Annotated in this window: 20 protein-coding genes and 1 pseudogene; 9 read left to right on the top strand and 12 right to left on the bottom strand. The window is 72.0% G+C overall.

Annotated elements, in window-relative coordinates:
• Positions 1-33: 33 nt before the first annotated feature.
• Both ACIP89_RS24235 and ACIP89_RS24230 read left to right on the top strand, forming a co-directional pair.
• Complete coding sequence (locus ACIP89_RS24235) at positions 34-1,998, top strand: ABC transporter permease (protein WP_401926319.1); 1,965 nt, start codon at positions 34-36, stop codon at positions 1,996-1,998.
• A 1-nt stretch (position 1,999) separates the two neighbouring features.
• Positions 2,000-2,965: an ABC transporter substrate-binding protein gene (locus ACIP89_RS24230; RefSeq protein ID WP_401924397.1), complete on the top strand. Its 966-nt coding sequence runs from the start codon at positions 2,000-2,002 to the stop codon at positions 2,963-2,965.
• Between the two features lie 40 nt (positions 2,966-3,005).
• Here ACIP89_RS24230 and ACIP89_RS24225 read toward each other — a convergent pair whose 3' ends face one another.
• Positions 3,006-4,838, bottom strand: coding sequence for a SpoIIE family protein phosphatase (locus tag ACIP89_RS24225; protein WP_401926322.1), 1,833 nt, complete (start codon positions 4,836-4,838; stop codon positions 3,006-3,008).
• A gap of 184 nt (positions 4,839-5,022) precedes the next feature.
• Positions 5,023-5,184, bottom strand: coding sequence for a hypothetical protein (locus tag ACIP89_RS24220; RefSeq protein ID WP_199884365.1), 162 nt, complete (start codon positions 5,182-5,184; stop codon positions 5,023-5,025).
• A 285-nt stretch (positions 5,185-5,469) separates the two neighbouring features.
• Here ACIP89_RS24220 and ACIP89_RS24215 point away from each other — a divergent pair, with 285 nt between their 5' ends.
• Positions 5,470-7,371, top strand: coding sequence for an ABC transporter ATP-binding protein (locus ACIP89_RS24215; protein ID WP_402116657.1), 1,902 nt, complete (start codon positions 5,470-5,472; stop codon positions 7,369-7,371).
• Between the two features lie 67 nt (positions 7,372-7,438).
• Here the strand turns inward: ACIP89_RS24215 and ACIP89_RS24210 are convergent, their stop codons facing one another.
• Positions 7,439-8,254, bottom strand: coding sequence for a PepSY domain-containing protein (locus ACIP89_RS24210; protein ID WP_402116655.1), 816 nt, complete (start codon positions 8,252-8,254; stop codon positions 7,439-7,441).
• A gap of 212 nt (positions 8,255-8,466) precedes the next feature.
• Between ACIP89_RS24210 and ACIP89_RS24205 the strand changes: the two genes are divergently transcribed.
• Complete coding sequence (locus ACIP89_RS24205) at positions 8,467-8,784, top strand: hypothetical protein (protein WP_401924407.1); 318 nt, start codon at positions 8,467-8,469, stop codon at positions 8,782-8,784.
• An 85-nt stretch (positions 8,785-8,869) separates the two neighbouring features.
• Here ACIP89_RS24205 and ACIP89_RS24200 read toward each other — a convergent pair whose 3' ends face one another.
• From ACIP89_RS24200 to ACIP89_RS24190, 3 genes are all read right to left on the bottom strand, one after another.
• Positions 8,870-9,907 (bottom strand): ABC transporter substrate-binding protein, encoded by a 1,038-nt coding sequence (locus ACIP89_RS24200; RefSeq protein ID WP_401924408.1) that lies wholly within the window; start codon positions 9,905-9,907, stop codon positions 8,870-8,872.
• 70 nt (positions 9,908-9,977) lie between these two features.
• A complete protein-coding gene (locus ACIP89_RS24195) occupies positions 9,978-10,841 on the bottom strand; it encodes an ABC transporter permease (RefSeq protein WP_401924411.1) in 864 nt (287 codons plus the stop codon).
• Positions 10,831-11,646, bottom strand: coding sequence for an ABC transporter ATP-binding protein (locus ACIP89_RS24190; RefSeq protein WP_073733999.1), 816 nt, complete (start codon positions 11,644-11,646; stop codon positions 10,831-10,833). The genes ACIP89_RS24195 and ACIP89_RS24190 overlap by 11 nt, the downstream gene beginning before the upstream one ends.
• A gap of 232 nt (positions 11,647-11,878) precedes the next feature.
• Between ACIP89_RS24190 and ACIP89_RS24185 the strand changes: the two genes are divergently transcribed.
• The 3 genes from ACIP89_RS24185 (at position 11,879) to ACIP89_RS24175 (ending at position 14,666) form a co-directional block, all read left to right on the top strand.
• Positions 11,879-13,477, top strand: coding sequence for an ATP-binding protein (locus tag ACIP89_RS24185; protein ID WP_402116653.1), 1,599 nt, complete (start codon positions 11,879-11,881; stop codon positions 13,475-13,477).
• Positions 13,474-14,172, top strand: coding sequence for a response regulator (locus tag ACIP89_RS24180; protein WP_401924418.1), 699 nt, complete (start codon positions 13,474-13,476; stop codon positions 14,170-14,172). Before ACIP89_RS24185 ends, ACIP89_RS24180 begins: the two co-directional genes overlap by 4 nt.
• Before the next feature lie 131 nt (positions 14,173-14,303).
• On the top strand, positions 14,304-14,666 hold the full coding sequence (locus ACIP89_RS24175) for a DUF779 domain-containing protein (protein ID WP_401924420.1): 363 nt from the start codon (positions 14,304-14,306) through the stop codon (positions 14,664-14,666).
• 25 nt (positions 14,667-14,691) lie between these two features.
• Here ACIP89_RS24175 and ACIP89_RS24170 read toward each other — a convergent pair whose 3' ends face one another.
• Complete coding sequence (locus tag ACIP89_RS24170) at positions 14,692-16,290, bottom strand: hypothetical protein (RefSeq protein ID WP_401924422.1); 1,599 nt, start codon at positions 16,288-16,290, stop codon at positions 14,692-14,694.
• A 96-nt stretch (positions 16,291-16,386) separates the two neighbouring features.
• A complete protein-coding gene (locus ACIP89_RS24165; protein ID WP_402116651.1) occupies positions 16,387-17,169 on the bottom strand; it encodes a hypothetical protein in 783 nt (260 codons plus the stop codon).
• Between the two features lie 319 nt (positions 17,170-17,488).
• Between ACIP89_RS24165 and ACIP89_RS24160 the strand changes: the two genes are divergently transcribed.
• Both ACIP89_RS24160 and ACIP89_RS24155 read left to right on the top strand, forming a co-directional pair.
• Complete coding sequence (locus ACIP89_RS24160; protein WP_402116833.1) at positions 17,489-18,187, top strand: SDR family NAD(P)-dependent oxidoreductase; 699 nt, start codon at positions 17,489-17,491, stop codon at positions 18,185-18,187.
• Between the two features lie 26 nt (positions 18,188-18,213).
• Positions 18,214-18,561, top strand: a pseudogene (locus tag ACIP89_RS24155) (MerR family transcriptional regulator); the annotation flags it as partial.
• A gap of 36 nt (positions 18,562-18,597) precedes the next feature.
• Here ACIP89_RS24155 and ACIP89_RS24150 read toward each other — a convergent pair.
• The 4 genes from ACIP89_RS24150 to ACIP89_RS24135 all read right to left on the bottom strand — a co-directional run bounded on the left by ACIP89_RS24150 (position 18,598) and on the right by ACIP89_RS24135 (position 22,276).
• A complete protein-coding gene (locus ACIP89_RS24150; RefSeq protein ID WP_024489726.1) occupies positions 18,598-18,792 on the bottom strand; it encodes a hypothetical protein in 195 nt (64 codons plus the stop codon).
• A 171-nt stretch (positions 18,793-18,963) separates the two neighbouring features.
• Entirely contained in the window at positions 18,964-20,127 is a 1,164-nt protein-coding gene (locus ACIP89_RS24145; protein ID WP_402116649.1) for an acyl-CoA dehydrogenase family protein, read from the bottom strand.
• Positions 20,124-21,311, bottom strand: coding sequence for an acyl-CoA dehydrogenase family protein (locus ACIP89_RS24140; RefSeq protein WP_401924433.1), 1,188 nt, complete (start codon positions 21,309-21,311; stop codon positions 20,124-20,126). Before ACIP89_RS24140 ends, ACIP89_RS24145 begins: the two co-directional genes overlap by 4 nt.
• A complete protein-coding gene (locus ACIP89_RS24135) occupies positions 21,308-22,276 on the bottom strand; it encodes an NADPH:quinone oxidoreductase family protein (RefSeq protein WP_402116648.1) in 969 nt (322 codons plus the stop codon). The genes ACIP89_RS24140 and ACIP89_RS24135 overlap by 4 nt, the downstream gene beginning before the upstream one ends.
• Positions 22,277-22,422 lie beyond the last annotated feature (146 nt).

The following is a 22,422-nucleotide window of genomic DNA, read 5'->3' as shown; positions in this document are numbered from 1 at the left end:
GCCGGCCGCGAGGCCCGCCGTACTGAGCCGGAGGTGGCAGCGGTGACCGCGACCGCCACCCCCGCACGCCCCACGGCGCTCGGCTCCCCCCAGGCCGCCACCGTCCTCGCCCGGCACCGCACCGCCGCCCTGCTGGGCGCGGCGGTCGTGCTGCTGGTGCTCGGCAGCGTCCTGGCCGGCCGGGGTGCCTGGCCGGAAGACCTCACCGTCGACCTCACCGGTCCGCTCGGCAGCGTCAGCGACTGGATCATCGACAACCGCGACACGCACCCGCTGTTCCTCTACTTCTTCGGGCACATCAGCAACGGCGTCGTGCTCTCGGTGCGCGCCGTCTACCTGGTGCTGCTCGCGGCCGGCTGGGCCGGGGTCACCGCGGCGGCCGGGCTGATCGCCTGGCGGGTGGCCGGCGTCCGGCTCGCGCTGACCGGGGTCGTCGCGTTCCTGCTCTGCGGGCTGCTCGGCATGTGGGTGCCGACCATGCAGACCCTCGCCCTGATGGTGGTCGCGGTCCTGGTCTCGGTGGCGCTCGGGGCGCTGCTCGGCCTGGCCGCGGGCCTTTCGGACCGGGTCTTCCGCCTGCTGCGGCCGGTGCTCGACACCATGCAGGTGATGCCGGCCTTCGCGTATCTGCTGCCCGTGGTGCTGGTCTTCGGCATCGGGGTGCCGGCCGCCGTGCTGGCAACGGTCGTCTACGCGGCGCCCCCGATGGCCCGGCTGACCGCGCTCGGGCTGCGCGGCGCCGACGCGGGCGTCATGGAGGCGGCGGCCTCGCTCGGCGCCACCGGACGGCAGCGGCTGCTGACGGCCCGGCTGCCGCTGGCCCGCAAGGAGCTGCTGCTCGGCCTCAACCAGACGATCATGATGGCCCTCTCGATGGCGGTCATCGCCTCGGTGATCGGCGCCGGCGGTCTCGGTGACCGCGTCTACCAGGCGCTGGCCTCCGTCGACGTCGGAGCCGCGCTCGCGGCGGGCATCCCGATCGTGCTCCTGGCCGTGGTTCTCGACCGGGTCACCGGCGCGGCCGGCAACGGGCTCGACAGGCCCCGGCCCGGATCGGCCCGGCTGGGCTGGGCCGTCGCCGCGGCCGGCACCGTGCTCGTGGCCGTCGTGGCGCGCCTCGTCTCCGGGACGAGCTGGCCGGACGGCCGGACGGTCGCGGTGGCCGAGCCCGTCAACAGGGCCGTCGGCTGGATGACCGACCACCTGTACTCGGGCGTCCCGGTGATCGGCGGTACGGCGGACTGGGCCGGACGCTTCACCACCTGGGTCCTGGACCCGGTGCGCGACGGGCTGCAGTGGCTGCCCTGGTGGGCGGTGCTGCTGCTGATCGCCGTGCTCGCCATGCTGATCGGCACCTGGCGCACCACGGTGACCGCCGTCCTCGCGATGGCCGCCATCGGGGTACTGGGCGTCTGGAACCCGGCGCTCGACACGCTCTCCCAGGTGCTGGCCGGTGTCGCGGTGACCCTGGTGGCCGGTTTCGCCGTCGGGATCGCCGCCTCCCGCAGCGAACGGGTGGAGCGGCTGCTGCGTCCGGTGCTGGACGTGTTCCAGACGATGCCGCAGTTCGTCTATCTCATCCCCGTCGTGGCCCTGTTCGGCGTCGGCCGCGCACCGGCGGTGGCCGCCGCCGTCATCTACGCGCTGCCCGCCGTCGTCCGCATCACCACCCAGGGCCTGAACGGCGTCGACCCGGTCACCATGGAGTCCTCGCGCTCCCTCGGTGCGACGGGGGTCCAGCAGCTGCTGAAGGTCCAGCTTCCGCTGGCCCGGCCGGCGCTGCTGCTCGCCGTCAACCAGGGCGTCGTCCTGGTGCTCGCCGTGGTGGTCATCGGTGGTCTCGTCGGTGGCGGGTCGCTCGGCTACTCAGCCGTGTTCGGCCTCGCCCAGGGCGACCTGGCGACCGGGCTGGTCGCCGGCGCCGCCATCGTCCTGCTCGGCCTGATGCTCGACCGCGTCACCCAGCCGACGGCGCGCCGCTCCGGAAAGGGGGCCTGACATGGCTCGTCCGCGTACTCCACTCATCGCGCTCGTCTCCGCCGCGGCACTGGTCGCCGTGACCGGTTGCGGGGCAGCGGACATGACCCAGCAGTCCTCGCCGTTCGCCAACGCGCGGGGCGCGAAGACCGTGACCCTGTCCGTGCAGTCGTGGGTCGGCGCCCAGGCGAACGTCGCCGTCGCCCAGTACCTCCTCGAACACGAGCTGGGCTACCGCGTCGACACCGTCCAGATCGACGAGGTGCCCGCCTGGGACGCCCTCAGCCAGGGCCGGGTGGACGCGATCCTGGAGGACTGGGGCCATCCGGACCAGGAGGCCAGGTACGTCGGGGAGAAGAAGACGATCAGCTCCGGCGGCGAGCTCGGGGTCACCGGGCACATCGGCTGGTTCGTACCCACGTACTTCGCCGAGCGGCATCCCGACGTCACCGACTGGCACAACCTGGACAAGTACGCCGAGCAGTTCGCCACGGCGGAGAGCGGCGGCAAGGGCCAGCTGCTGGACGGCTCCCCGTCCTACGTGACCAATGACAAGGCCCTCGTGCGCAATCTCGGCCTGGACTACCAGGTCGTGTTCTCCGGCTCCGAAGCTGCCCAGATCACGCAGATCAAGCAGTTCGCCAAGGAGAAGAAGCCCTTCCTCTCCTACTGGTACAAGCCCCAGTGGCTGTTCGAGAAGGTGCCGATGACGGAGGTGAAGCTGCCCGCGTACAAGGAGGGCTGCGACGCCGACGCGAAGAAGGTGAAGTGTGCCTACCCGCAGACGCCGTTGAAGAAGTACCTCAACGCCCGCTTCGCCGGCGGCGGCGGGAAGGCGGCCCGGTTCCTCAAGGAATTCTCCTGGGACACCGAGGAGCAGAACAAAGTGGCGATGATGATCGCCGACCGGAAGATGTCGCCCCGGGACGCGGCGGAGAAGTGGGTCCACGAGAACGAGAAGACGTGGCGGGCCTGGATTCCCCGCTGACCGCTCGCTCAGCGGCATGACGGGCAGGAGGCGTCCGGTCTCAGACCGCGGCGCCTCCCGCGGCCTCGCCCGGGGACGCCTCCGTGAGCGCGAACCAGGCGGTCTTGCCCTCGGGTTCGGGCCGCACACCCCACTGGTCGGCCAGGATGTCCAGGAGCAGCAGGCCGCGCCCGGAGGAGGCGAGTTCGACCGGGGTCCGCTGGTGGGGCAGTTCGTCGCCGCGGTCCATGACCTCGACGAGCAGCCTGCGCCGGCCGGTCTCCCCGGTGACGTACGCGGCGAGCGAGCCGTCCTGGTCGGTGTGCACGAGTACGTTGCCGAGCAGTTCCGTCGCCAGGAGCACCGCCGTGTCCACCTGGTCCGGCCGCGCCCAGTCGTGCAGCAGGGCCTTCAGTTCGGCCCGTGCCTCGGCCAGCCCCTCGCCATGGTCCTGGCCGATGGTCAGCACCAGCCGGCGCTGGTTCACCTCGGCGCGCGGTTTCACGGAGTCGCGGCGCAGGAGCAGGAGCGCGATGTCGTCGCCGTCGCGGGCGGCGCCCTCCCGGGCCCCGGGTTCGGGGCTGAGCACGGCCGACATCAGCCGGTCGGCCATCCCTTCGAGGTCCTCCACGGGACCGGGTGAGAACGCGTCGCGCACCCGGACCCAGCCGCTGTACATGTCGTGGCCGCCGTTCTCGATCAGGCCGTCCGTGCACAGCATCAGGACCTCGTCGTCGTGCAGGCGCAGGATCTCGACGGGGTAGTCCTCCTCGCCCGGCATCAGTCCGAGCGGCAGTCCGCCGCTGATGTGTTTGAGCAGACAGGTGCCGTCCGGCATCCGCAGGACCGGGTGCGGGTGGCCGGCGCGGGCGATGTGCAGATTGCCGGTGGACGGGTCGGCCTCGATGTAGAGGCAGGTGGCGAACCGGTCGTCGTCGAGGGTGGTGAGGAAGCGGGAGGCCCGGGCCAGTACGGCGTCCGGGCCGTGCCCCTCGGCGGCGTACGCGTGTACGGCCGTGCGCAGCTGGGCCATCAGTCCGGCGGCGTGCACATCGTGTCCCTGGACGTCTCCGATGACCAGGGCGAGGCGGCCGTTGGGCAGGTCGATGCTGTCGTACCAGTCGCCGCCGACCATGAGCCCTCCCCCGGTCGGCACGTAGCGCGTCGCGACACTCAGCCCGGTCAGCGCCGGGCCCGCCGCGCGCATGCTCTGGCGCAGGCCGCGGGAGAGGGCGAGTTCCGCCTTGCCGGCACGGGCGCGTTCGAGGACCTGGCCGATCATCCGGCCCGCCGCGGTCAGCAGGGCGCGCTCGCTCCTGGTGAAGGCGACCGGTGCGCGGAAGGCGGCGAGCCACACTCCGACGACCCGCCCGCCGTTCACGAGCGGCAGGAAGGCCCACGCCTTGAGGCCCTTGCGGGCCGACATGTGCCAGGTGGCCGGGAACGCGGCGCGGTACTCCTGGGTGGAGGCCAGGAACACCGCCCGGCCGGTCCTGGCGACCTCGGCGGCCGGGTAGCCGGTCGTCAGCGGCATCCGGAAGCCCTCGTCGATCACGCCGCCGGGCCGGAATCCGTACTGCGCCAGCGCGGTGAGGGAGCCGTCACCGATGGCGAACACGTACTGGGCGTCCATCGGGAAGTCCGGCGCGTACAGCCCGGCCACCAGCCTCAGCGCCTCGTCGAGCGAGTCGGACTCCGCGACCGTGTGGCCGGCCGAGAGCAGGAGCGCGTCGCGGCGCCTGACCGCCTCGCCGGGCGGGACGCCTTCGCCGGCCGTCCGGCTCCCCCTGCCCCGCGGCGGCGGGGACGGGGATTCCAGCCGGTTCAGCTCGGCGATCTGGTCCAGCTCGGCCTCGAACTCGTCCGGCGGCGGTTCATGCCGTTCACCACCCATCCGGCGTCCCTTCCCGATGTCCATCGCCGACTGTTCGTACCATGCTCCGACGGTGGAGCCCGGTCCGCAGTGCGAGAGGCTCCGACGGCGCACGGCACGGGGCCGCTCCGGCCGGCGGGGACGCGGGGCTCCGAAAGAGTGCGGGGAGTGGGCGTGCTACCGCCGGGACGGGACCGCCCGGCTGTCAGCGATACGCCGCCGACCTGCGTACATCGCTGAAGTCGACGGCCAGGTCGGCCTCGCGCAGAGTCTCTTCAGCCACTCGGCGCACCTCCGCCAGGACGTCCCCGTGCTCCTCCACGAGACCGGCGTAGATCGGTGCCTCGGAACTGTCTGTGAAACTCACGTCGAACTGCCTCAATCGGTTGGGTATGCCATCGTTCGGCCGGAAACAGGGGCCGATTCTACGTGGTCCGCCGTCCGGGCCGTGGGCGGCTCCAAGGTGTGGGCGCGGCCGGCGATGCCCGGTTTCGGGTGTGCTCGCCGGCCGGTCCGCCGGACGGGGCATGAGATCCTGCGCCGGGCGCGGAGAGAGCGGTTGACCTCAAGTCAACTTGAGATCTTAGCGTTCTGTCCGCGCCCCTGGCCGTGTCCGGCCGACGGGAGCACCGAATCGTTCCCGGAGGCACGCATGAGTATGGAAGTCACGGCGTGGTCATCGCTGCACAGCGCGATGAACGCCCAGCAGGACCGCCGGCCGTTCTCCCGGGCGACCGTGCGCCGGATCGGCGCCTTCGCCCGGCCGCGCCGCCGTGCGCTGTGCCGCTTCCTGGTGCTGAGCGTGTTCACGGCCCTGCTGGCGGTGGCCACCCCGGTGCTGGCCGGCCGGGTGGTCGACGCGATCGTGCAGGGCAAGGAGAACGGCACGGTGACCCGGCTCGCCCTGCTGATCGCGGTCATCGCCGTGGCCGAGGCGGGGCTCGGTCTGCTGACCAGGCTGCTGTCGGCCACCCTGGGCGAGGGACTGATCCTGGACCTGCGCACAGCGGTCTTCGACCATGTGCAGCGGATGCCGGTCGCCTTCTTCACCCGGACCCGCACCGGCGCCCTGGTGAGCCGGCTCAACAACGACGTCATCGGGGCGCAGCGGGCGTTCAGCAACACCCTGTCCGGGGTGGTCTCCAATCTGGTGACCCTGCTGCTGACCCTCACGGTGATGCTCACCATCTCCTGGCAGATCACCCTGCTCGCGCTCGTCCTGCTGCCGGTGTTCGTCGTGCCCGCGCGGCGGATGGGGTCCAGAATGGCCCGGATGCAGCGTGAGGCCGCGGCTCACAACGCCGCCATGGGCACCCAGATGACCGAGCGTTTCTCGGCTCCCGGCGCGACCCTGGTCAAGCTCTTCGGGCGCCCCGCCGACGAGTCCGCCGAGTTCGCCGCGCGTGCCTCCAGGGTCAGGGACATCGGTATCCGCACGGCCATGGCGCAGTCGACGTTCATCACGGCCCTCACCCTGGTGTCCGCACTGGCTCTCGCGCTCGTCTACGGGCTCGGCGGCTACTACGCGCTGCGCGGGAGCCTGGAGCCGGGCGCGGTCGTGTCGCTCGCGCTGCTGCTCACCCGCCTCTACGCCCCGCTGACGGCGCTGGCCGGTGCCCGGGTCGAGGTGATGAGCGCGCTGGTGAGCTTCGAGCGGGTCTTCGAGATCCTCGACCTGAAGCCGCTGATCTCCGAGAAGCCGGATGCCCGCAGGGTGCCGGACGGTCCGGTGTCGGTGGAGTTCGACGGGGTGTCCTTCGGCTACCCGTCGGCCGACAAGGTCTCCCTCGCCTCCCTCGAAGAGGTCGCGACCCTCGATTCCCGGGGCGGCACGGAGGTACTCCACCAGGTCTCCTTCCGGGCCGAGCCCGGCCGGATGGTCGCCCTGGTCGGCTCCTCCGGTGCGGGCAAGTCGACGATCGCGCAGCTGCTGCCCCGGCTGTACGACGCCGATTCCGGCTCCGTGCGGCTGAACGGCGTCGACGTACGCGATCTGACCGCCGAGTCGATCCGCGAGACGCTCGGCATGGTCACCCAGGACGGGCACCTCTTCCATGAGTCGGTCCGCGCCAACCTCACGCTCGCCAGGCCCGGAGCGAGCGAGGACGACATCTGGGACGCGCTGCGCCGTTCCCGCCTGGACGGGCTGGTGGCCTCGCTGCCCGACGGTCTCGACACGGTGGTGGGCGAGCGCGGCTACCGGCTCTCGGGCGGTGAGCGCCAGCGGCTGACGATCGCCCGGCTGCTGCTGGCCCGTCAGCGCGTCGTCATCCTCGACGAGGCGACCGCGCACCTGGACTCGACCTCGGAGGCGGCCGTTCAGGAGGCGCTCGCCGAGGCACTGGAGGGGCGGACCGCCGTGGTGATCGCCCACCGGCTCTCGACCGTGCGGGCGGCCGACCTGATCCTGGTCATCGAGGAGGGCCGGGTGGCCGAGCGGGGGACGCACAGCGAGCTGCTGGCCGCGGGCGGACGGTACGAGGAGCTGTACCGGACGCAGTTCGATCCGGCGGCGGCGGACGGCGCGCGGCCGGAGTCCGTACCGGCCGAGTGACGGTCGATGCGCCCCCGGTCCGTGCGGACCGGGGGCGCATCGTGTTCGGCGGCGTGCGGCGGACGGGTCAGTCGTCGTCGACGTCCTCGCCGGTGACGGAGCCGGTGGCCGCGTCGATGTCGACCGTCGTCTCCCTGTAGTCCTTGGCTACGACGTCGACCGACCAGACGAGGACCTTCTTGTCGTTGTCGTCCAGGTCGAGCGAGGTCACGGTGCCCTTGGCCTTGTCCGTCGCGGCCTTGGCCGCCTGCTGCGGCGTCTGGGTGGCCTTGGCGATCCGCTCGGCCGTCCGGCTCTTGTCCTCCGCGTCCTGGTCCGTCTCCGCGGCGGACTGGAGCACCTTGCCGGTGACCGCGTCGATGCGCACGGTGTGCTCGGTGCCGTCCTTGGCGGCGACGGTCGCCACCCATTCCGGGCCGGTGGCGGAGGGGCTGGCCGACGGGGAGGCGCTGGAGCCGCTCGGCGAGGGGCTGGCACCGGTCGGGGAGGCGCTCGCGGAGGCGGAGGCGGAGGCGGACGCGTCGGTGTCGTCGTCCGATTTGCCGGGGCCCTTCAGGTCGAGTTCGGTCACCTTGCCGCCCTGGACGGCTCCCTCGGCCGTGGTGACGGCCTTGTCGAAGGTGATCTTGGTGGAGGCCAGCAGCTTCTTGCGCTTCTGCTGGTCCTCGGTCAGCGAGGCGCTCGGGCTGGGCGAGGGGCTGGCCGTGCGCTCCGGGACGGCACGCGCGGCTTCGGAGGTCTCCGTCCCCGTGGACGTGCTGCCGCTGTCCTGGCCGCAGCCGGTGAGCAGGGCCGCGGCCAGGACGACGCAGGCGGCGCCGGCCGCACGGAGGCGGTGGGCGCGGAGGAATCCGGTGTTCTTCGGTCGGGGGTGATATGTCATGCCGGCATGCCTAACCGCCCTGCGGCTCCGGCATGTGGGGTGATGGGTCGTAGTCACCCGATCAACCGCGTTCCGGGCCGGGACCCGCTCGTCCGCGGAGCCGGAGCCCCGGCGGCGGCGCGGCGAGGCGGCGGGGCTGATTCCCCAGGCGTGCCAAGGGATATTGCCTCCCGCGGGTCGCGATCCGGCCGTTTTGGTGCGAGCCTGGATGTATGACCTGGGCGTCCTGGACGACTCGCGGAGTGTATTCGGGGCACGGTGGCGTGCTCACCGAGGAGGTCGGGCCGCTGTCCGGCGATCTGACCGTCCACACCACATGGGCCGACGACACTGCACAGATCACGGTGCAGTACACCGATGCGGCCGACTGGTTCACCATGTCCGGCAGTCCCGTTCCCTGCTCCTCCGAGGAGGACAGCCGGGCGCTGCACGAGGCGGTGGTGAACGCCGTCCGGCGGGGTTCGGCGGCCACGGTTCCGGCCGCGTGCCTGGAGCCGGACCGGCCGGCCGGCGGGTCCGCCGCCGAGTAACCGACTACCGCGGGGCCGTCCGAGCCAGTACATGGCCGCGCGCCCGCACGCGGAGGCGTACGGGCGCGGGGCGGTTCCGGCCTGCTCAGTGCGCCTTCTTCACGAACTCCGTGGTGTACGTCTTGGCGAGGTCCACGTCCGCGTTCTTGAGGTTGGGGTTGAAGGCCTTGAGGACCCGCTCGACGGTGGCCGGTCCGTCCGCGGGCATCACCCCGTCCGTGGTGAACATCGGCAGGGTGTTCTTGATGGACTGGGCGTAGAGCGCCGCGCCGCCGCCCTGCGCGTAGTCGGCCGGCATCTTCGCGGCGATCTCGTCGGCGCTGTGCGTCGACATCCACTTCAGGGTCTTCACGAACGCGTTGGCCAGCTTCTGCACGGTCGGCTTGTGGGCGTTGACCCAGTCGGTCTGCATGTAGAGGCTGGAGGACGGGTACAGGCCGCCGAGCGCCTTCCTGGAGCCTTCCGGGGTCCGCATGTCGACGAGGATGCTGCCGAGCTTCTTGTCGAGGATGGTGGCCACGGTCGGGTCGGTGGTCATGCCGCCCTGGATGGAGCCCTGCTGGAGCGCGGAGATGAACGTCTGGCCGGCTCCGACCGCGACGGGCGTGAACTCGCTGGTCTGCACGCCGTTCTTCACGGCGAGGTACTTCGTCAGGAAGTCGGTCGAGGAGCCGAGACCCGTCACGCCGAGCTTCTTGCCCTTGAAGTCCTTCGCCGAGCGGAGGTCGCCCGCCGCCTTGGCGGAGACCATCTCGACCTCGCCCGGGGCCTGGGAGAACTGGACCACCGACTCGATGTGCTTGCCCTTCACCTGGAGGTCGAGGGTGTGGTCGTAGAACCCCACGGTTCCCTGTACGTCGCCGGAGACCAGCGCGGTCTCCGCCTGGACGCCCGCGGGCTCGGTCAGCAGCTGGACGGCGACGCCCTCGTCCTTGAAGTAGCCGAGCCGCTCGGTGAGCATCGCGGGCAGGTAGATGACCTTGTCGAGGCCGCCCACCATGATCTTCACGCTGTCGTTCTTGTCGCCGGACGCGGAGGTGGAGTCTCCTCCGCAGGCGGTCAGGCTCGCCGCGGCGAGGGCTCCGGCGACGGCGAGGGCCGGGATCCTGGGGGACATACGCATCTGGTTCACGTCCTTGTGAAGAGGGTTCCCGGGGAGGGGAAGAGGTCCCCGGGAAGGAGGAAGGCGCGGGTCAGCGCGCGGTGTCGGCGTCGGCCGGTTTCCAGCGGAAGAGCTTCTTCTCCAGGAAGGTGAGCAGCCCCTCGGCGAGCAGGGCGACGACCGCGAGGATGACCATGGCGGCGTAGACGCCCGCCGCGTTGAACGTGCCCTGCGAGGCGGCGACCAGCAGCCCGAGGCCCTTGGTGGCGCCGATGTACTCACCGACGATGGCGCCGATCAGCGCGAAGCCGAAGCTGACGTGGAGGCTGGTGAAGATCCACGAGGTGGCCGACGGGATGACCACCTGGAGGGTGACCTGCCGGTTGCTGGCGCCGAGGATGCGGGAGTTGGCGACGAGGTTGCGGTCCACTTCCCTGGCGCCCTGGAAGGCGTTGAAGAAGACCGGGAAGAACACCAGGACCACCGCGGAGGCGACCTTCGACGCAGGGCCGAGGCCGAACCAGATCAGGAAGATCGGGGCAAGCACGATGCGCGGCAGGGCGTTGAGCACCTTGATGTACGGGCCGAGGACATCGGCGGCGAAGCGGATCCGGCCGAGCGCGATACCGAACAGGACGCCGGCGATCACGCCGATGACCCAGCCGAGCAGCGCCTCGTAGAGGGTGTACCAGATCTGTTCCCACAGGGAGCCCTGGGCGGTTCCGTCGGTCACCCAGGTACGGATCTGTTCCCAGATCTTCGACGGCATGGAGAAGTTGAACGGATCGATGACGGCTGTCCTGGCCAGCCACTCCCACAGCCCGACGACCGCGACGAGCACGGCGATCCGGCTGGCCAGCACCAGCATCCTGCGGTTGCGGGCGGCCCGCGCCCTGGCCTCGGTCCGGCCGGTCGCGCTCACGGCGGCGTCCTTGGTGTCGGTCTCAGGCAGCATCGGCCGCGCCCCTCTCACGGGTGATGCGGACCTCTTCACCGAGCGAGGACCAGATCTCGCGGTAGATCTCCAGGAACCGGGGCTCCAGCCGCACCTGTTCGACCTTGCGCGGACGCGGCAGTCCGATCTCGAAGACCTCCTTGACCGTGGCCGGTCCCGCGGTCATCACGACCACCTTGTCGGCGAGCGCGATGGACTCCTCCAGGTCGTGCGTGACGAAGACGACGGAGGCTCCGGTGCCGCCCCACAGCTCAAGCAGCTCGTCGGACATCAGGGCCCGGGTCTGCACGTCGAGTGCCGAGAACGGCTCGTCCATCAGCAGGATCTCCGGGTCGTTGACGAACGTCGCCGCGAGGGCGACCCGCTTGCGCTGGCCCCCGGAGAGCTGGTGCGGATAGCGGTCCTCGAAGGAGGACAGGCCGACCCTGTCGAGCCAGGCCCGTGCGCGCTCCCTGGCCTCCGCCTTCGGCACGCCCCGGAAGCGGGGCCCCGCCATGACGTTGGACAGGACGGTCCGCCAGGGGAAGACCGCGTCCTGCTGGAAGACGAAGCCGACCTTGTCGCCGATGCCGCGCACCGGTTCGCCGGAGACCAGTACCTCTCCCTCCGTGGGCTCCTCAAGCCCGCTGATCAGGGTCAGGGTGGTCGACTTGCCACAGCCGGTCGGACCGACGACGGCGACGAACTCCCCCCTGCCGATCGTCAGGTCCAGGTCCCGTACGGCGGTGTGGAGCGCCCCCGACGGAGTCCGGAACGCTTTGCTCGCCCCCCGCAGCTCGATGGCGGGGCTCGTTTCGCTGTTCATGGGGCGGGACGCTAGGGGCGGTCCGGCGGCGGCGGGAGCCTTGCGCTCACAACTCCTGGTTCTGCCTGTTACCCGCAGTTCTGCTCATTGTGCTCACTCCCGTACAACGAAGCGGAGACGGGGGCTAGGCAGCGAGGTCGGCGCCGTTTACCTTGCGTTTACACCGAGCCGATCGGAGTACCGGATTCGAGGACCGCGGCAGTGCGGCCGCGGGAGAGCAGGGGACACGGACATGCGGATTCACTGGCCCCGCCGTGTCTTCGCCCAGGTCCTGGTCACCCAGGTGGCGATCACGACGGGGGTGGTCATGCTCGTCACCGGGCTCTTCCTCGCCCCGCTCAGCCATGAGCTGGACGACCAGGCGATGCGCCGGGCCCTGTCCATCGCCCAGACCACCGCCGCGGAACCCGGCCTGGTGGACCAGCTGCTCAGTACCCGGCCCGATCCGTCCGGGCCCGTACAGGCCGAGGCGGAGCGGATCCGGCGGGCCACCGGGGCGCTGTACATCGTGGTGATGGACACCCGGGGAGTGCGCTGGTCGCACACCGAGACCGACCGGATCAGCGAACGCGTGTCGACCGATCCGAGCACTCCGCTGGCCGGCCGCGAGATCATGCAGATCGACATCGGCACCCTGGGGCGCTCCGCACGGGCGAAGGTCCCGCTGCGCGACCGGACCGGCATCGTGGTCGGGGCCGTCTCGGTGGGCATCGCGTACAAGAGCGTCCGGCAGGGGCTGCTCTCCACCATTCCGGTGCTCCTGCAGTACGCGGGAGCCGCGCTGGCGGCAGGAGTGCTGGCGGCGTTCTTCGTCTCCCGCCGCATCCAGCGCGACACCCACGGTCTGGCCTTCGCGGACATCTCCTCGCTCCTGGACGAGCGCGAGGCGATGCTGCACAGCATCCGGGAGGCGGTGCTCGCGCTCGACGCCCGCGGGCGCATCCGGCTGCTCAACGACGAGGCGCAGCGGCTGCTGGAGCTGGCCCCCGACGCCGTCGGCCGGACGCTGGGAGAGGTGCTGCCGCCGGGACGTACGGCGGAGGTGCTCGCGGGCCGGGTCGACGGCGCGAACCTGCTCACCGTCTGCCGGGGGCGGGTGCTGATCGCGAACCGGATGCCGACCGGCGACGGCGGCGCGGTCGTGACGCTGCGCGACCGCACCGAGCTCGAACTGCTGGGCCGTGAGCTGGACTCCACGCACGGACTGCTCGACGCGCTCCGTGCCCAGGACCACGAGCACGCCAACCGGCTGCACACCCTGCTGGGTCTGCTGGAGCTGGGCAGGCACGAGGCGGCGGTGGAGTTCGTCACCGAGGTGTCGGACGGGCACCGGGCCTCGGCCGAGCAGGTCGCGGAGCGCGTGAACGATCCGCTGCTCTCGGCGCTGCTGGTCGGCAAGTCCGCGGTGGCCGCCGAGCGCGGCGCGTCCTTGCTCGTCTCCCCCGCCACCCGGCTGCCCGACGTGGTGGTGGATCCGCGCGATCTGGTGACCGTACTGGGCAATCTCATCGACAACGCACTGGACGCCGCCACGCTGGTCGAGGTGGAGCTGTTCGCCGAGGGCACCACCGCGGTCCTGCGGGTCAGCGACAACGGCCCCGGGGTGCCCGTCGCCATGCGGGAGCAGATCTTCACCGAGGGCTGGTCCACCAAGGAGTCCCCGGCCCACCGGGAGCGGGGGCTCGGACTGGCGCTGGTGCGCCGCCTCGCCGAGCGCTACGGCGGCGCGGCCCGGGTGACGGCCAGGGCCGGTGGCGGCGCCGTCTTCACCGTCGTCCTGCCGGAGGCGCTCGCCGTCCGGCAGCGAGCCGAAGTGGGAGGGGCGCAGTGATTGACGTTCTGGTGGTGGACGACGATTTCCGGGTGGCGGAGATCAACGCGGCGTACGTGGCCAAGGTGCCGGGCTTCCGGGTCGTCTCCCGTGCCCACACGGCCGCGCAGGCGCTGTCCGTACTGGAGCGCGAGCACATCGATCTGATCCTGCTCGATCACTTTCTGCCGGACCGGACGGGGCTCACGCTGGTGCGCCAGCTGCACCAGATCGGCCATCCCGCCGACGTGATCATGGTGACGGCGGCCCGCGATGTGGTGACCGTGCGGACCGCGATGCGGTACGGCGCCCTGCAGTACCTGGTCAAGCCGTTCAGTTTCGGCGGTCTGCGCTCCAAGCTGGAGAGCTACGCGACGCTGCGCCGCACCCTGGAGGGTGTGGAGAGCCGCCGCGGGGAAGCCGGCCAGGAGCAGGTCGACCAGATCTTCGGGGCGCTGCGCACCCCGGAGTCCGTCGCCGCGGCCGGGCTCCCGAAGGGGCACTCGGCGCCGACCGCCGACGTGATCCGCCAGGTCCTGTCGGCGGCCGGTGAGCCGCTGTCCGCGCACGAGGTAGCGGCGCGGGCCGGTCTGAGCCGCTCGACCGCCCAGCGCTACCTCAAGTACCTGGAGGGCGCGGGCCGGATCAGCCTCACGCTCAAGTACGGGGACACCGGCCGCCCGGAACACCGCTACGCCTGGGCGACGGCGGGCTGAGGGGCCGCGCCCCGGTCCGCGCAACCCCTCTGCAACGTCCGGCCGGGTTGCATGGAGGCCATGCGCGTACCGCGGACGGCGCGGTGCCTGGAGGGAGGCCGATCCGTGAACCGATGCGAGGTGGTGCGGCCATGAGCACGGAGGACGCGCCGCCGGTGGAGCTCACGCCCGCGGCCGCCGACCTGCTGCGGCGGCTGCGCGGGCTGCACGGTCCGTTGATGTTCCACCAGTCGGGCGGCTGCTGCGACGGCAGCGCGCCGATGTGCTACCAGGACGGTGAGTTCCGTACCGGCGGCTCCGACGTACTGCTCGCCTCTCTGGAGGTCGACGGGGTGGCGGAGAGCATTCCGTTCTGGATGTCGAGGAGCCAGTCGGAGGTGTGGGCGCACACCCGGCTGATCGTGGACGTGGTGGAGGGCCGGGGCAGCGGCTTCTCGCTGGAGGCCCCGGAGGGGGTGCGGTTCCTGATCCGGTCGCGGCTGGCGGGCGGCTGACCAGGAACCGGCACCCCCGCGGGGATCAGCCGCTGTCCCGCACCGCCACGATGCCGTTGAACACCCCGACGTAGGCGGTGCCGTCCGGTCCGATCGTGACGGGCGCCCAGTTGTTGTCGTACGAGGGGCCCGTGCCGGTGAGCTTCGTCCAACGGCGCTGTCCGGTGCGGAAGTCGACCGCGGTGAGGTACCAGGCGTCGATGCCGAGGCTGTTGGGCTGCTTCTCGTAGAAGTAGAGCAGGCCGTTCGCGGTGGACAGTTTGGGCACGGTGGAGGGCGAGCGGACGGCGCTCTCCCACACCGTGTCGCAGCCGCTGCCGTCGGGCCGCACGTCGATGCGGGCGGCTCCGCCGACGACGCTGCGGCCGAGCAGGAGCGAGGTGAGGTTCTCGTAGCCGTAGTTGTTCTCGACGACGAGGCTGTTGCCCCAGCTGATCATGGAGTTGTCGGTGGTGGAGGCTCCGGAGCCGAAGACCGGGACCTTGCAGACGAGGCGCCGGCCGTCGGGCACGCCGGGGCCGCGCCGGTAGACGAGGACGTTCATCCGGTCGTCGGCGTTGTCGGTGATGGCCACGTAGTCGTCGCCGTCACCGAACAGGTCCGGGGTGGTGCCCGAGCCCTGGTTCACCGAACCGGGTTTGGTGCCGGTCCCCCGGTCGTACGTCTGCCGCCACTGAACCGCGGGCGTGCCGTCGGCCGAGGCGGCGAAGCTGTAGAGGGCGTGGTCCGTGACGATCGAGACACCGTCCGGTGCTACGGAGAACGAGTTCTGGATCTCCTCCCCCGCGAGCCGCACAGAGCGGATCGCGGAGGTCTGCGGGTCGACCGTGCCGACCCGGCCGAGCCGGGTCACCCACCAGATGCGGCCCTGCCAGTCGGGCATGACGGAGGTGACGGGGTCACACGTTCCGCTGGGGTAGAGGTTGGTCCAGCTGACGCAGTCGTGCGGCACCTGCCCGGTCAGGTCCCAGTCGTCGACGGTCACGAAGCGCCAGCTGCCGTCGGCCGCCTGCTCGTGCGCGATCCGCTGGATGTGCTGGCGCGAGTCGGCGAGGACCACCCGGTCCTGGTTGTCGAGGTAGAAGTAGGCCCCGCCCGAGGTGTCCTTGAAGATCTTCGAGAAGTCGAGCCGGGTGATGGCCTCGACGGTCGAGGACCGCTGCGGCAGCGCGTACTCGGCGAGGGTGTCGAGCGTGCGCGGGTCGAGCAGTTTGAGCAGGAACCCGGTGAACGTGCCGCACACCGTGATCAGCCGGCCCGCCGAGTCGAAGGTGGCGGTGGCGCACTCGCCGCCGAGCGGTGCGATCTGTTCGCTGCTGACCTGGGGGTCGCGGCCGAGCGGGCCGGAGTACGGGTGGGTGCCGCTGCCCGCCGCGTCGGCGTGCATGCCGCTGCGGCCGTTCGGGGCGAGGAAGGGGTGCTGCGGCGGAGCCTGCCCGGGGACGGGCGAAGCCGTGGCGGGCGTGCCCGTGTAGTCGCTCACCAGGCGGTGTCCGGGTGCGCGGGGGATCTCACCCGCCGCGGCCGGTGAGCCCGAGACCATGAGCGCGGTGGCGCAGAGGGCAAGTGTCAGGGCCAGCGCACGGGCGGGCCCACTTCTGGACAACGGGAACAGCGGGGACATCGGACTCCTCGGTCGGGACGGGGGGCGCGCCGCCGCCCGACGCTAGGCCGAGGGTCTTGAGGTGTCCATGGAAATGCACCGGGTTTCATCGACGCTTCACGGCCGTGCAATGTTGCCGGATCCCCCGCCGCCCCGGCGCGCTCCGGCCGATCCGCGCCGCGCGCCGGTCCGGCGGTCGAGCAGCTCGCGCCGGATCTCGGCGGCCGTGCTCCTGGCCCGCTCCGAGGTCGCCCTGCGGTCCGCCTGGGCGGGCACGAACCGGTGCGGCGGCACGCCGCACCGGGGGCACGCGGTGTCGGTGTGGATCAGCCGGCCGTCCTCGCACTGCGGGTCCTCGCAGAACGCCGCACCGAGCAGGTGTCCGGCGATCTCCAGGGGCGGCCAGCGGCGCCCGCCGTCCTCGTCCTTCTCCTGGAGGGTGTGGGCCCAGCGCGCGTTCCACCGGCGCTCCACCCGGTCCAGGAGCTGGTCCGGGCTCCGCCGGCCGAGCTCCCGGTGGATCATCTCGACGAGCTCGGCCGGGTACTGGCCGCCGAACTCCCTCATCAGCGGCTGCGGCAGCGCGTGCAGGAGGTAGCCGACCGGGTCCGCACCCGGCCGCTGCCACTTCCGGCACTGGCAGTCCCCGTCCGGGGTCAGCGGGGTGCGGCAGCGGCTGCACAGGCCCCGGCAGTCGCCGCACAGTCCGTGGTCGAGCCCGTCCAGATGCCGGGCGGGTGCCCGGCCGCACTCCCGGCAGCAGGAGGCGCACAGTCCGCAGAGCCGTTCGAAACCGACGACCGTCGCCCAGGGCCGCTGCTGGCAACGGCAGCAGCGGCTGCTGCGGCAGTGCTCGTGGTGCACGGCGCCCGGTTCACGTCCGAGTGGGGGCAATGACATGGCTGCGCTCTCCGGGTCCCGGCTCGGTGCGGCGCCCGGCAGCTGTTGCCGTGCCGGACGGGGATACGGTACGCGCTGCGGCGCACCTCACCGGACCGTTTCATACCCGAATGCCCGCGGCTCCCGAACGGCCGCACAAGGCGACCAACCGACCGAAAATCATACGTTCCTGTATGTACCGGGACCGTTCGTGCGCGTTTCCGTGACCCTGCTTGACCTTGCCGTTGGCGGCAGGGTTGAACGATTGCCGCATGAACAGCAGCTCAGCACCTTCCGGCTCGTCCGGCTCTTCCGGCGGCCGCGTCGTCGCCATCACCGCATCGGCCGCGCCACCGCCCACGCCTTCGCCGCCGAGGGGGCCACCGTGCTCGTCATCGGGCGGCGGCCCGGCCCGCTCGAAGAGACCGCAGCCGGACACGACCGGATCGTGCCACTGGTGGCCGACATCACCGGCCCCGGTGAGCCCGAGCGGATCGTCCGCACCGCCCGGGAGACGTACGGGCGGCTCGATGTACTGGTCAACAACGCCGCCGTGGTCCGCAGCGCCGCACTCGACGCCGTGACCACCGAGATCATCGAGCCGCAGATCGCCACCAACCTGATCGCGCCCCTCCTGCTCTCCCGGGCCGCGCTGCCCCTGCTGGAGGCCTCCGGCGGCGTCATCGTGAACATCAGCACGTCGATCGGACAGCGGGGGTGGCCGGGCGGATCCGTCTACGCGGCGACCAAGGTGGCCATGGAGCTGTTCACCCGCACCTGGGCGGTCGAGCTCGCGCCGCGCGGCATCCGGGTCGTGGCGGTCGCCCCCGGTGCGATCGGGACCCCGATCGGCAAGCACCAGGGGCTGACGCCCGAGCAGTTGGCGGCGCTGCGGGAATGGCAGCTGGCGCACACGCCGATGCGCCGGCGCGGCACTCCGGAGGAAGTGGCGCGCTCGATCACGTATCTCGCCTCGTCCGACGCCTCGTTCATCACCGGTGCGGTTCTCCCGGTGGACGGCGGTGCGGTGGTCGCGTGATAGGAGTGAACGGGGAGGTGGCGCGCGTGCTGATCGGCGAACTGGCCACGGCCACCGGCGCGACCCCGCGTGCGCTGCGCCACTACGAGCAGGCCGGGCTGATCACTTCGCGGCGGGCCGCCAACGGATACCGCGTGTACGAGGCGCGCACGGCCGTCCGGGTCCGCAACATCCGCCACCTGCTGGCCGCCGGGCTCACGCTGGACGACGTGCGGGCGTTCCTGCCCTGCCTGGACGGCGATGTCGCCGCCTCCCCGCCCTCCCCGCAGGGGCTGCGGATCGCCCGCGAGCGGCTCGCGGTCCTCGAAGCCCGGATCGCCGCCCAGACCGCGGCACGGGACCGGCTGGCCGCGGCGCTCGGGGCACTGTCCGGCGGCCCGGCCGGGCGGAGCCACCGGACCGGCGAGGGGTCAGGGCCTGATGCTGCTCACGACATCGGCGGTGGCCGTCAGGCCCTCCTGGATGGTGGGCGCCATGCTCGTCCCCGCGAGGAAGAACCCCAGCAGGCCGCAGACCAGCGCGTGTGAGATCTTCAGTCCGCCGTTGCGGAGGAAGATCACCGCCAGGATCAGCAGAAGCAGCACCAGTGAGATCGAAATGGCCATGGCCAACCTCCTCCGCCGCGCCTGAATTGCGGCATTCGGCGGCCAGTTTGGCGTAGCGGAGGAGCCATCCGGCGCGCTGGCGTGTCCGCCAAACGGGTACGGCTGGACGGTCACGGACGAGGTCGGGGCGGCCCCCGGTCAGCCGGTCCTGCCGGGGGCCGCCCGACGGTGTCAGGGCGCGGGCAGCTCCATCAGTTCAGCGACGGTCTCGCGGTGGCTGCCCGCCGTGCCGTACGCGATCGAGTCGGCCTTGGCGCGCTTCAGATACAGGTGCGCCGGGTGCTCCCAGGTCATCCCGATGCCGCCGTGCAACTGGACGCATTCCTCCGCCGCGTGGACGGCGGCCCCGGAGCAGTACGCCTGCGCGACGGCCACTGCCAGCGGCGCCTCGGGGCTGCCGGTGGCCAGCGCGTCCGCGGCGTTGCGCGCCGCCGCCCGCGCCGAGACGACCTCCAGCCAGAGCTGCGCCATCCGGTGCTTGAGCGACTGGAACGAGCCGACGGGGCGGTTGAACTGGTGGCGCTCACGGGTGTATCCGACCGTCTCGGTCAGGCACCACTCGGCGATCCCGAGCTGCTCGGAGGCGAGGAGCCCGGCTCCGGACAGCAGTCCCGCGCGCACCGCCTCCCGGGCGGTCCCGGCGTCCGCGAGCCGGGTTCCGGTGGCGCCGGTCAGGGTGACGGTCGCGAGCGGGCGGGTCAGGTCGAGTGCGACGAGCGGCTCGACGGCGACGCCCGGGGCGTCCGCGTCGACCGCGTACAGGCCGTCCGCGGTGGGCACCAGCAGCACGTCGGCGGCGGCCGCGTCCGCGACCGGGCCGAGCCTGCCGTCGAGGGCGGCGAGCGGGGCGCCGGTGTCCGGCGCGGCGTCCTCCGTGGCGGCCGAGAACGCCGCGGTGGTCTCCGGCGCGGCGGCGGAGAACGGCGCCACGAGCACGGCGGTCCTGCGGCCCGTGGCCAGTTCGGTCAGCAGCGCGGCCACCGGCCCGTCCTGGCCGCCGAGCGCCAGCAGTGTCCGGGTGGCGACGACGGAGCTGGTCAGGTACGGCACCGGGGCGACGCGGCGACCGAGTTCCTCCAGGACCACGGCTGCCTCGCGGTGGCCGGCCCCCTGCCCGCCGAGCTTCTCGGGCACCAGGAGTCCGGCGACGCCGATGCCGGTGGCGAGCGCCTTCCACAGCTCCGGGTCGTACGGCGTGGCGGACTCGGTACGGGCGATCACCGCCGGCGCGTCGCACCGGGCATCCAGGAGCGAGCGGACGGCGGCGCGCAGGTCCTCCTCGGTCTCCGAGTACAGCAGATCGGGCGCCTGGCTCTCTTCGGTACTCGCGGTCATCGGGACAGGTCCTTCCAGGCGACGTCCTTGTCGTTGCGTGGTTCGGCGGGCAGGCCGAGCACGCGTTCGGCGACGATGTTCAGCAGTACCTCGCTCGTGCCGCCCTCGATGGAGTTGCCCTTCGAGCGGAGGTAGCGGTAGCCGGCGTCGCGGCCGGTGAAGTCGACGAGTTCGGGCCTGCGCATCGTCCAGTCGCCGTACAGCAGCCCCTCGCCGCCCAGGAGTTCGACTTCGAGTCCGCTGATCTCCTGGTTGAGCCGGGCGAAGGCGAGCTTCATCCCGGAACCCTCGGGGCCCGGTTGTCCGGCGACGAGCTGCTGGCGCAGGCGCGCCCCGGTGAGCCGGGCGACCTCGGCCTCCACCCAGAGGGTGAGCAGCCGCTGGTGCAGATCGTGGGTGCGCAGCTCGGGGCGTTCGCGCCAGGTCGCGGCGACCGGTCCGATCATGCCGCCCTCGCGCGGGATGCGCGCTCCGCCGATGGAGACGCGCTCGTTCATGAGCGTCGTCTGCGCGACCTTCCATCCCTCACCGACCGGGCCGAGCCGGTGGCTGTCGGGGATGCGGACCCCGGTGAGGAAGACCTCGTTGAACTCGGCCTCGCCGGTGATCTGCCGCAGCGGCCGGACCTCGACACCGGGGTCGGTCATATCGCAGATGAAGTAGCTGATGCCGCGGTGCTTGGGCACGTCGGGATCGGTGCGGGCGATGAGGATCGCCCAGCGCGCCAGGTGTGCGCTGGATGTCCAGACCTTCTGCCCGTCGACCACCCAGTCCTCCCCGTCGCGGACGGCTCGGGTGGAGAGGGCGGCCAGGTCGGAGCCGGCGCCCGGCTCGCTGAAGAGCTGGCACCACACCTCCTCGCCGACCCACAGCGGGCGCAGGAAGCGCCGCTTCTGCTCGTCGGTCCCGTAGCCGAGGACGGTGGGGGCGGCCATGCCGAGGCCGATGCCGATGCGGCGCGGATCGTTGTCCGGCGCGTCCGCCGCGGCGAGTTCGGCGTCGACGACGGCCTGGAGGGAGCGCGGCGCGTCCAGGCCGCCGAGTCCGGCCGGGTAGTGCACCCAGGCCAGTCCGGCGTCGAAGCGTGCCTTGAGGAAGTCGGTGCGGCCGGTGGTGGCCGGCGGGTGGGCGGCGAGCAGCTCCCGGGTGAGGCGGCGCAGTCCGGCCGCGTCGGGCGCGGTCATCGGGCGGCTCCCGAGGGGAGGACGACGATGCGGCCGGTGCTGGTGCCGTCGGCGACGCGCTGGACGGCGGCCGCCGCCCCGTCCATCGGGACGCGGTCGCTGATGAGTGGCTTGATGACGCCCTCGGAGGCGAGCCGGGTCAGCTCCCGGTGACAGTCGCGGACCGCCTGCGGGTCCTTCGTGTTGTACAGGCCCCAGTGGAGCCCGAGGACCGAGTAGTTCTTCACGAGCGCGTGGTTGAGCCCCGGGGTGGGGATCACGCCGCTGGCGAAGCCGACGACGACGATCCGTCCCTCGAAGGCGACGCACTTCACGGACTTGGCGTACGCGTCGCCGCCGACCGGGTCGTAGACGACGTCGGCACCGCGTCCGCCGGTCGCGTCCTTGACGGCCGCGATGATGTCATCGGTGCGCCGGTCGATGACCAGGTCGCAGCCGAGCGCGGTGGCGGCCTCGGCCTTCTCCGCGCCGCCGACCACGCCGATGACGGTCGCGCCGGCGGCCTTGCCGAGCTGGACCGCCGCGCTGCCGACGCCGCCGGCCGCCGCGTGGACGAGCAGCGTCTCACCGGCTCGCAGGTGTGCCCGCCGGTGCAGTCCGAACCAGCCGGTCTGGTAGCCGATGTGCAGCGCGGCGGCCTCGGCGTCGTCCAGGGCTTCCGGGGCGGGCAGCAGGGCTGCCTCGTCCGCGACGACGTACTGGGCGAATCCGCCGTACGGCAGTGCGGGGGTGGCCAGCACCCGGCGCCCGTCCCCGGTCCTGCCGCAGATCTCCACGCCGGGCGTGAACGGCAGCGGGGGCCTGACCTGGTACTGGCCGCGGCAGAGCAGCGCGTCGGGGAAGTTGATGTTCGCCGCGAGCACCTCGACGAGCACCTGCCCGTCACCGGGCGTGGGCCGGTCCGTCTCCTCCAGCCGCATCACCTCGCTCGGCTCGCCGTTCCGGTGCACTCGCCATGCCTGCATGAGGGGCCTCCACAACACTGTCGGCATTACCACTGCTCCGGCGCATACTAAGCGGTCGCTTGCCCCTCTGGGAACAACCTGCGGGCGACCGTTTCGACCGGTCCGGGTGGCTGGCCGTGACGGGTGAACCGAGACACGGCTGTGCG

The organism is Streptomyces sp. NPDC088730 (assembly GCF_044751215.1).
GTDB lineage: Bacteria > Actinomycetota > Actinomycetes > Streptomycetales > Streptomycetaceae > Streptomyces.
Note: the sequence above shows the minus strand (reverse complement) of the source record. Positions and strands in the feature narration are given on the sequence as shown.

Excerpts from the sequence above, each read along its gene's own strand:
- ACIP89_RS24195 (WP_401924411.1), bottom strand. The coding sequence starts at position 10,841 with ATGCTGCCTGAGACCGACACCAAGGACGCCGCCGTGAGCGCGACCGGC.
- ACIP89_RS24175 (WP_401924420.1), top strand. The coding sequence starts at position 14,304 with ATGAGCACGGAGGACGCGCCGCCGGTGGAGCTCACGCCCGCGGCCGCC.
- ACIP89_RS24225 (WP_401926322.1), bottom strand. The coding sequence starts at position 4,838 with ATGGGTGGTGAACGGCATGAACCGCCGCCGGACGAGTTCGAGGCCGAG.
- ACIP89_RS24200 (WP_401924408.1), bottom strand. The coding sequence starts at position 9,907 with ATGCGTATGTCCCCCAGGATCCCGGCCCTCGCCGTCGCCGGAGCCCTC.
- ACIP89_RS24165 (WP_402116651.1), bottom strand. The coding sequence starts at position 17,169 with ATGTCATTGCCCCCACTCGGACGTGAACCGGGCGCCGTGCACCACGAG.
- ACIP89_RS24140 (WP_401924433.1), bottom strand. The coding sequence starts at position 21,311 with ATGACCGCGCCCGACGCGGCCGGACTGCGCCGCCTCACCCGGGAGCTG.
- ACIP89_RS24230 (WP_401924397.1), top strand. The coding sequence starts at position 2,000 with ATGGCTCGTCCGCGTACTCCACTCATCGCGCTCGTCTCCGCCGCGGCA.
- ACIP89_RS24185 (WP_402116653.1), top strand. The coding sequence starts at position 11,879 with ATGCGGATTCACTGGCCCCGCCGTGTCTTCGCCCAGGTCCTGGTCACC.
- ACIP89_RS24145 (WP_402116649.1), bottom strand. The coding sequence starts at position 20,127 with ATGACCGCGAGTACCGAAGAGAGCCAGGCGCCCGATCTGCTGTACTCG.
- ACIP89_RS24205 (WP_401924407.1), top strand. The coding sequence starts at position 8,467 with ATGACCTGGGCGTCCTGGACGACTCGCGGAGTGTATTCGGGGCACGGT.
- ACIP89_RS24190 (WP_073733999.1), bottom strand. The coding sequence starts at position 11,646 with ATGAACAGCGAAACGAGCCCCGCCATCGAGCTGCGGGGGGCGAGCAAA.
- ACIP89_RS24170 (WP_401924422.1), bottom strand. The coding sequence starts at position 16,290 with ATGTCCCCGCTGTTCCCGTTGTCCAGAAGTGGGCCCGCCCGTGCGCTG.
- ACIP89_RS24135 (WP_402116648.1), bottom strand. The coding sequence starts at position 22,276 with ATGCAGGCATGGCGAGTGCACCGGAACGGCGAGCCGAGCGAGGTGATG.
- ACIP89_RS24150 (WP_024489726.1), bottom strand. The coding sequence starts at position 18,792 with ATGGCCATTTCGATCTCACTGGTGCTGCTTCTGCTGATCCTGGCGGTG.
- ACIP89_RS24210 (WP_402116655.1), bottom strand. The coding sequence starts at position 8,254 with ATGACATATCACCCCCGACCGAAGAACACCGGATTCCTCCGCGCCCAC.
- ACIP89_RS24215 (WP_402116657.1), top strand. The coding sequence starts at position 5,470 with ATGAGTATGGAAGTCACGGCGTGGTCATCGCTGCACAGCGCGATGAAC.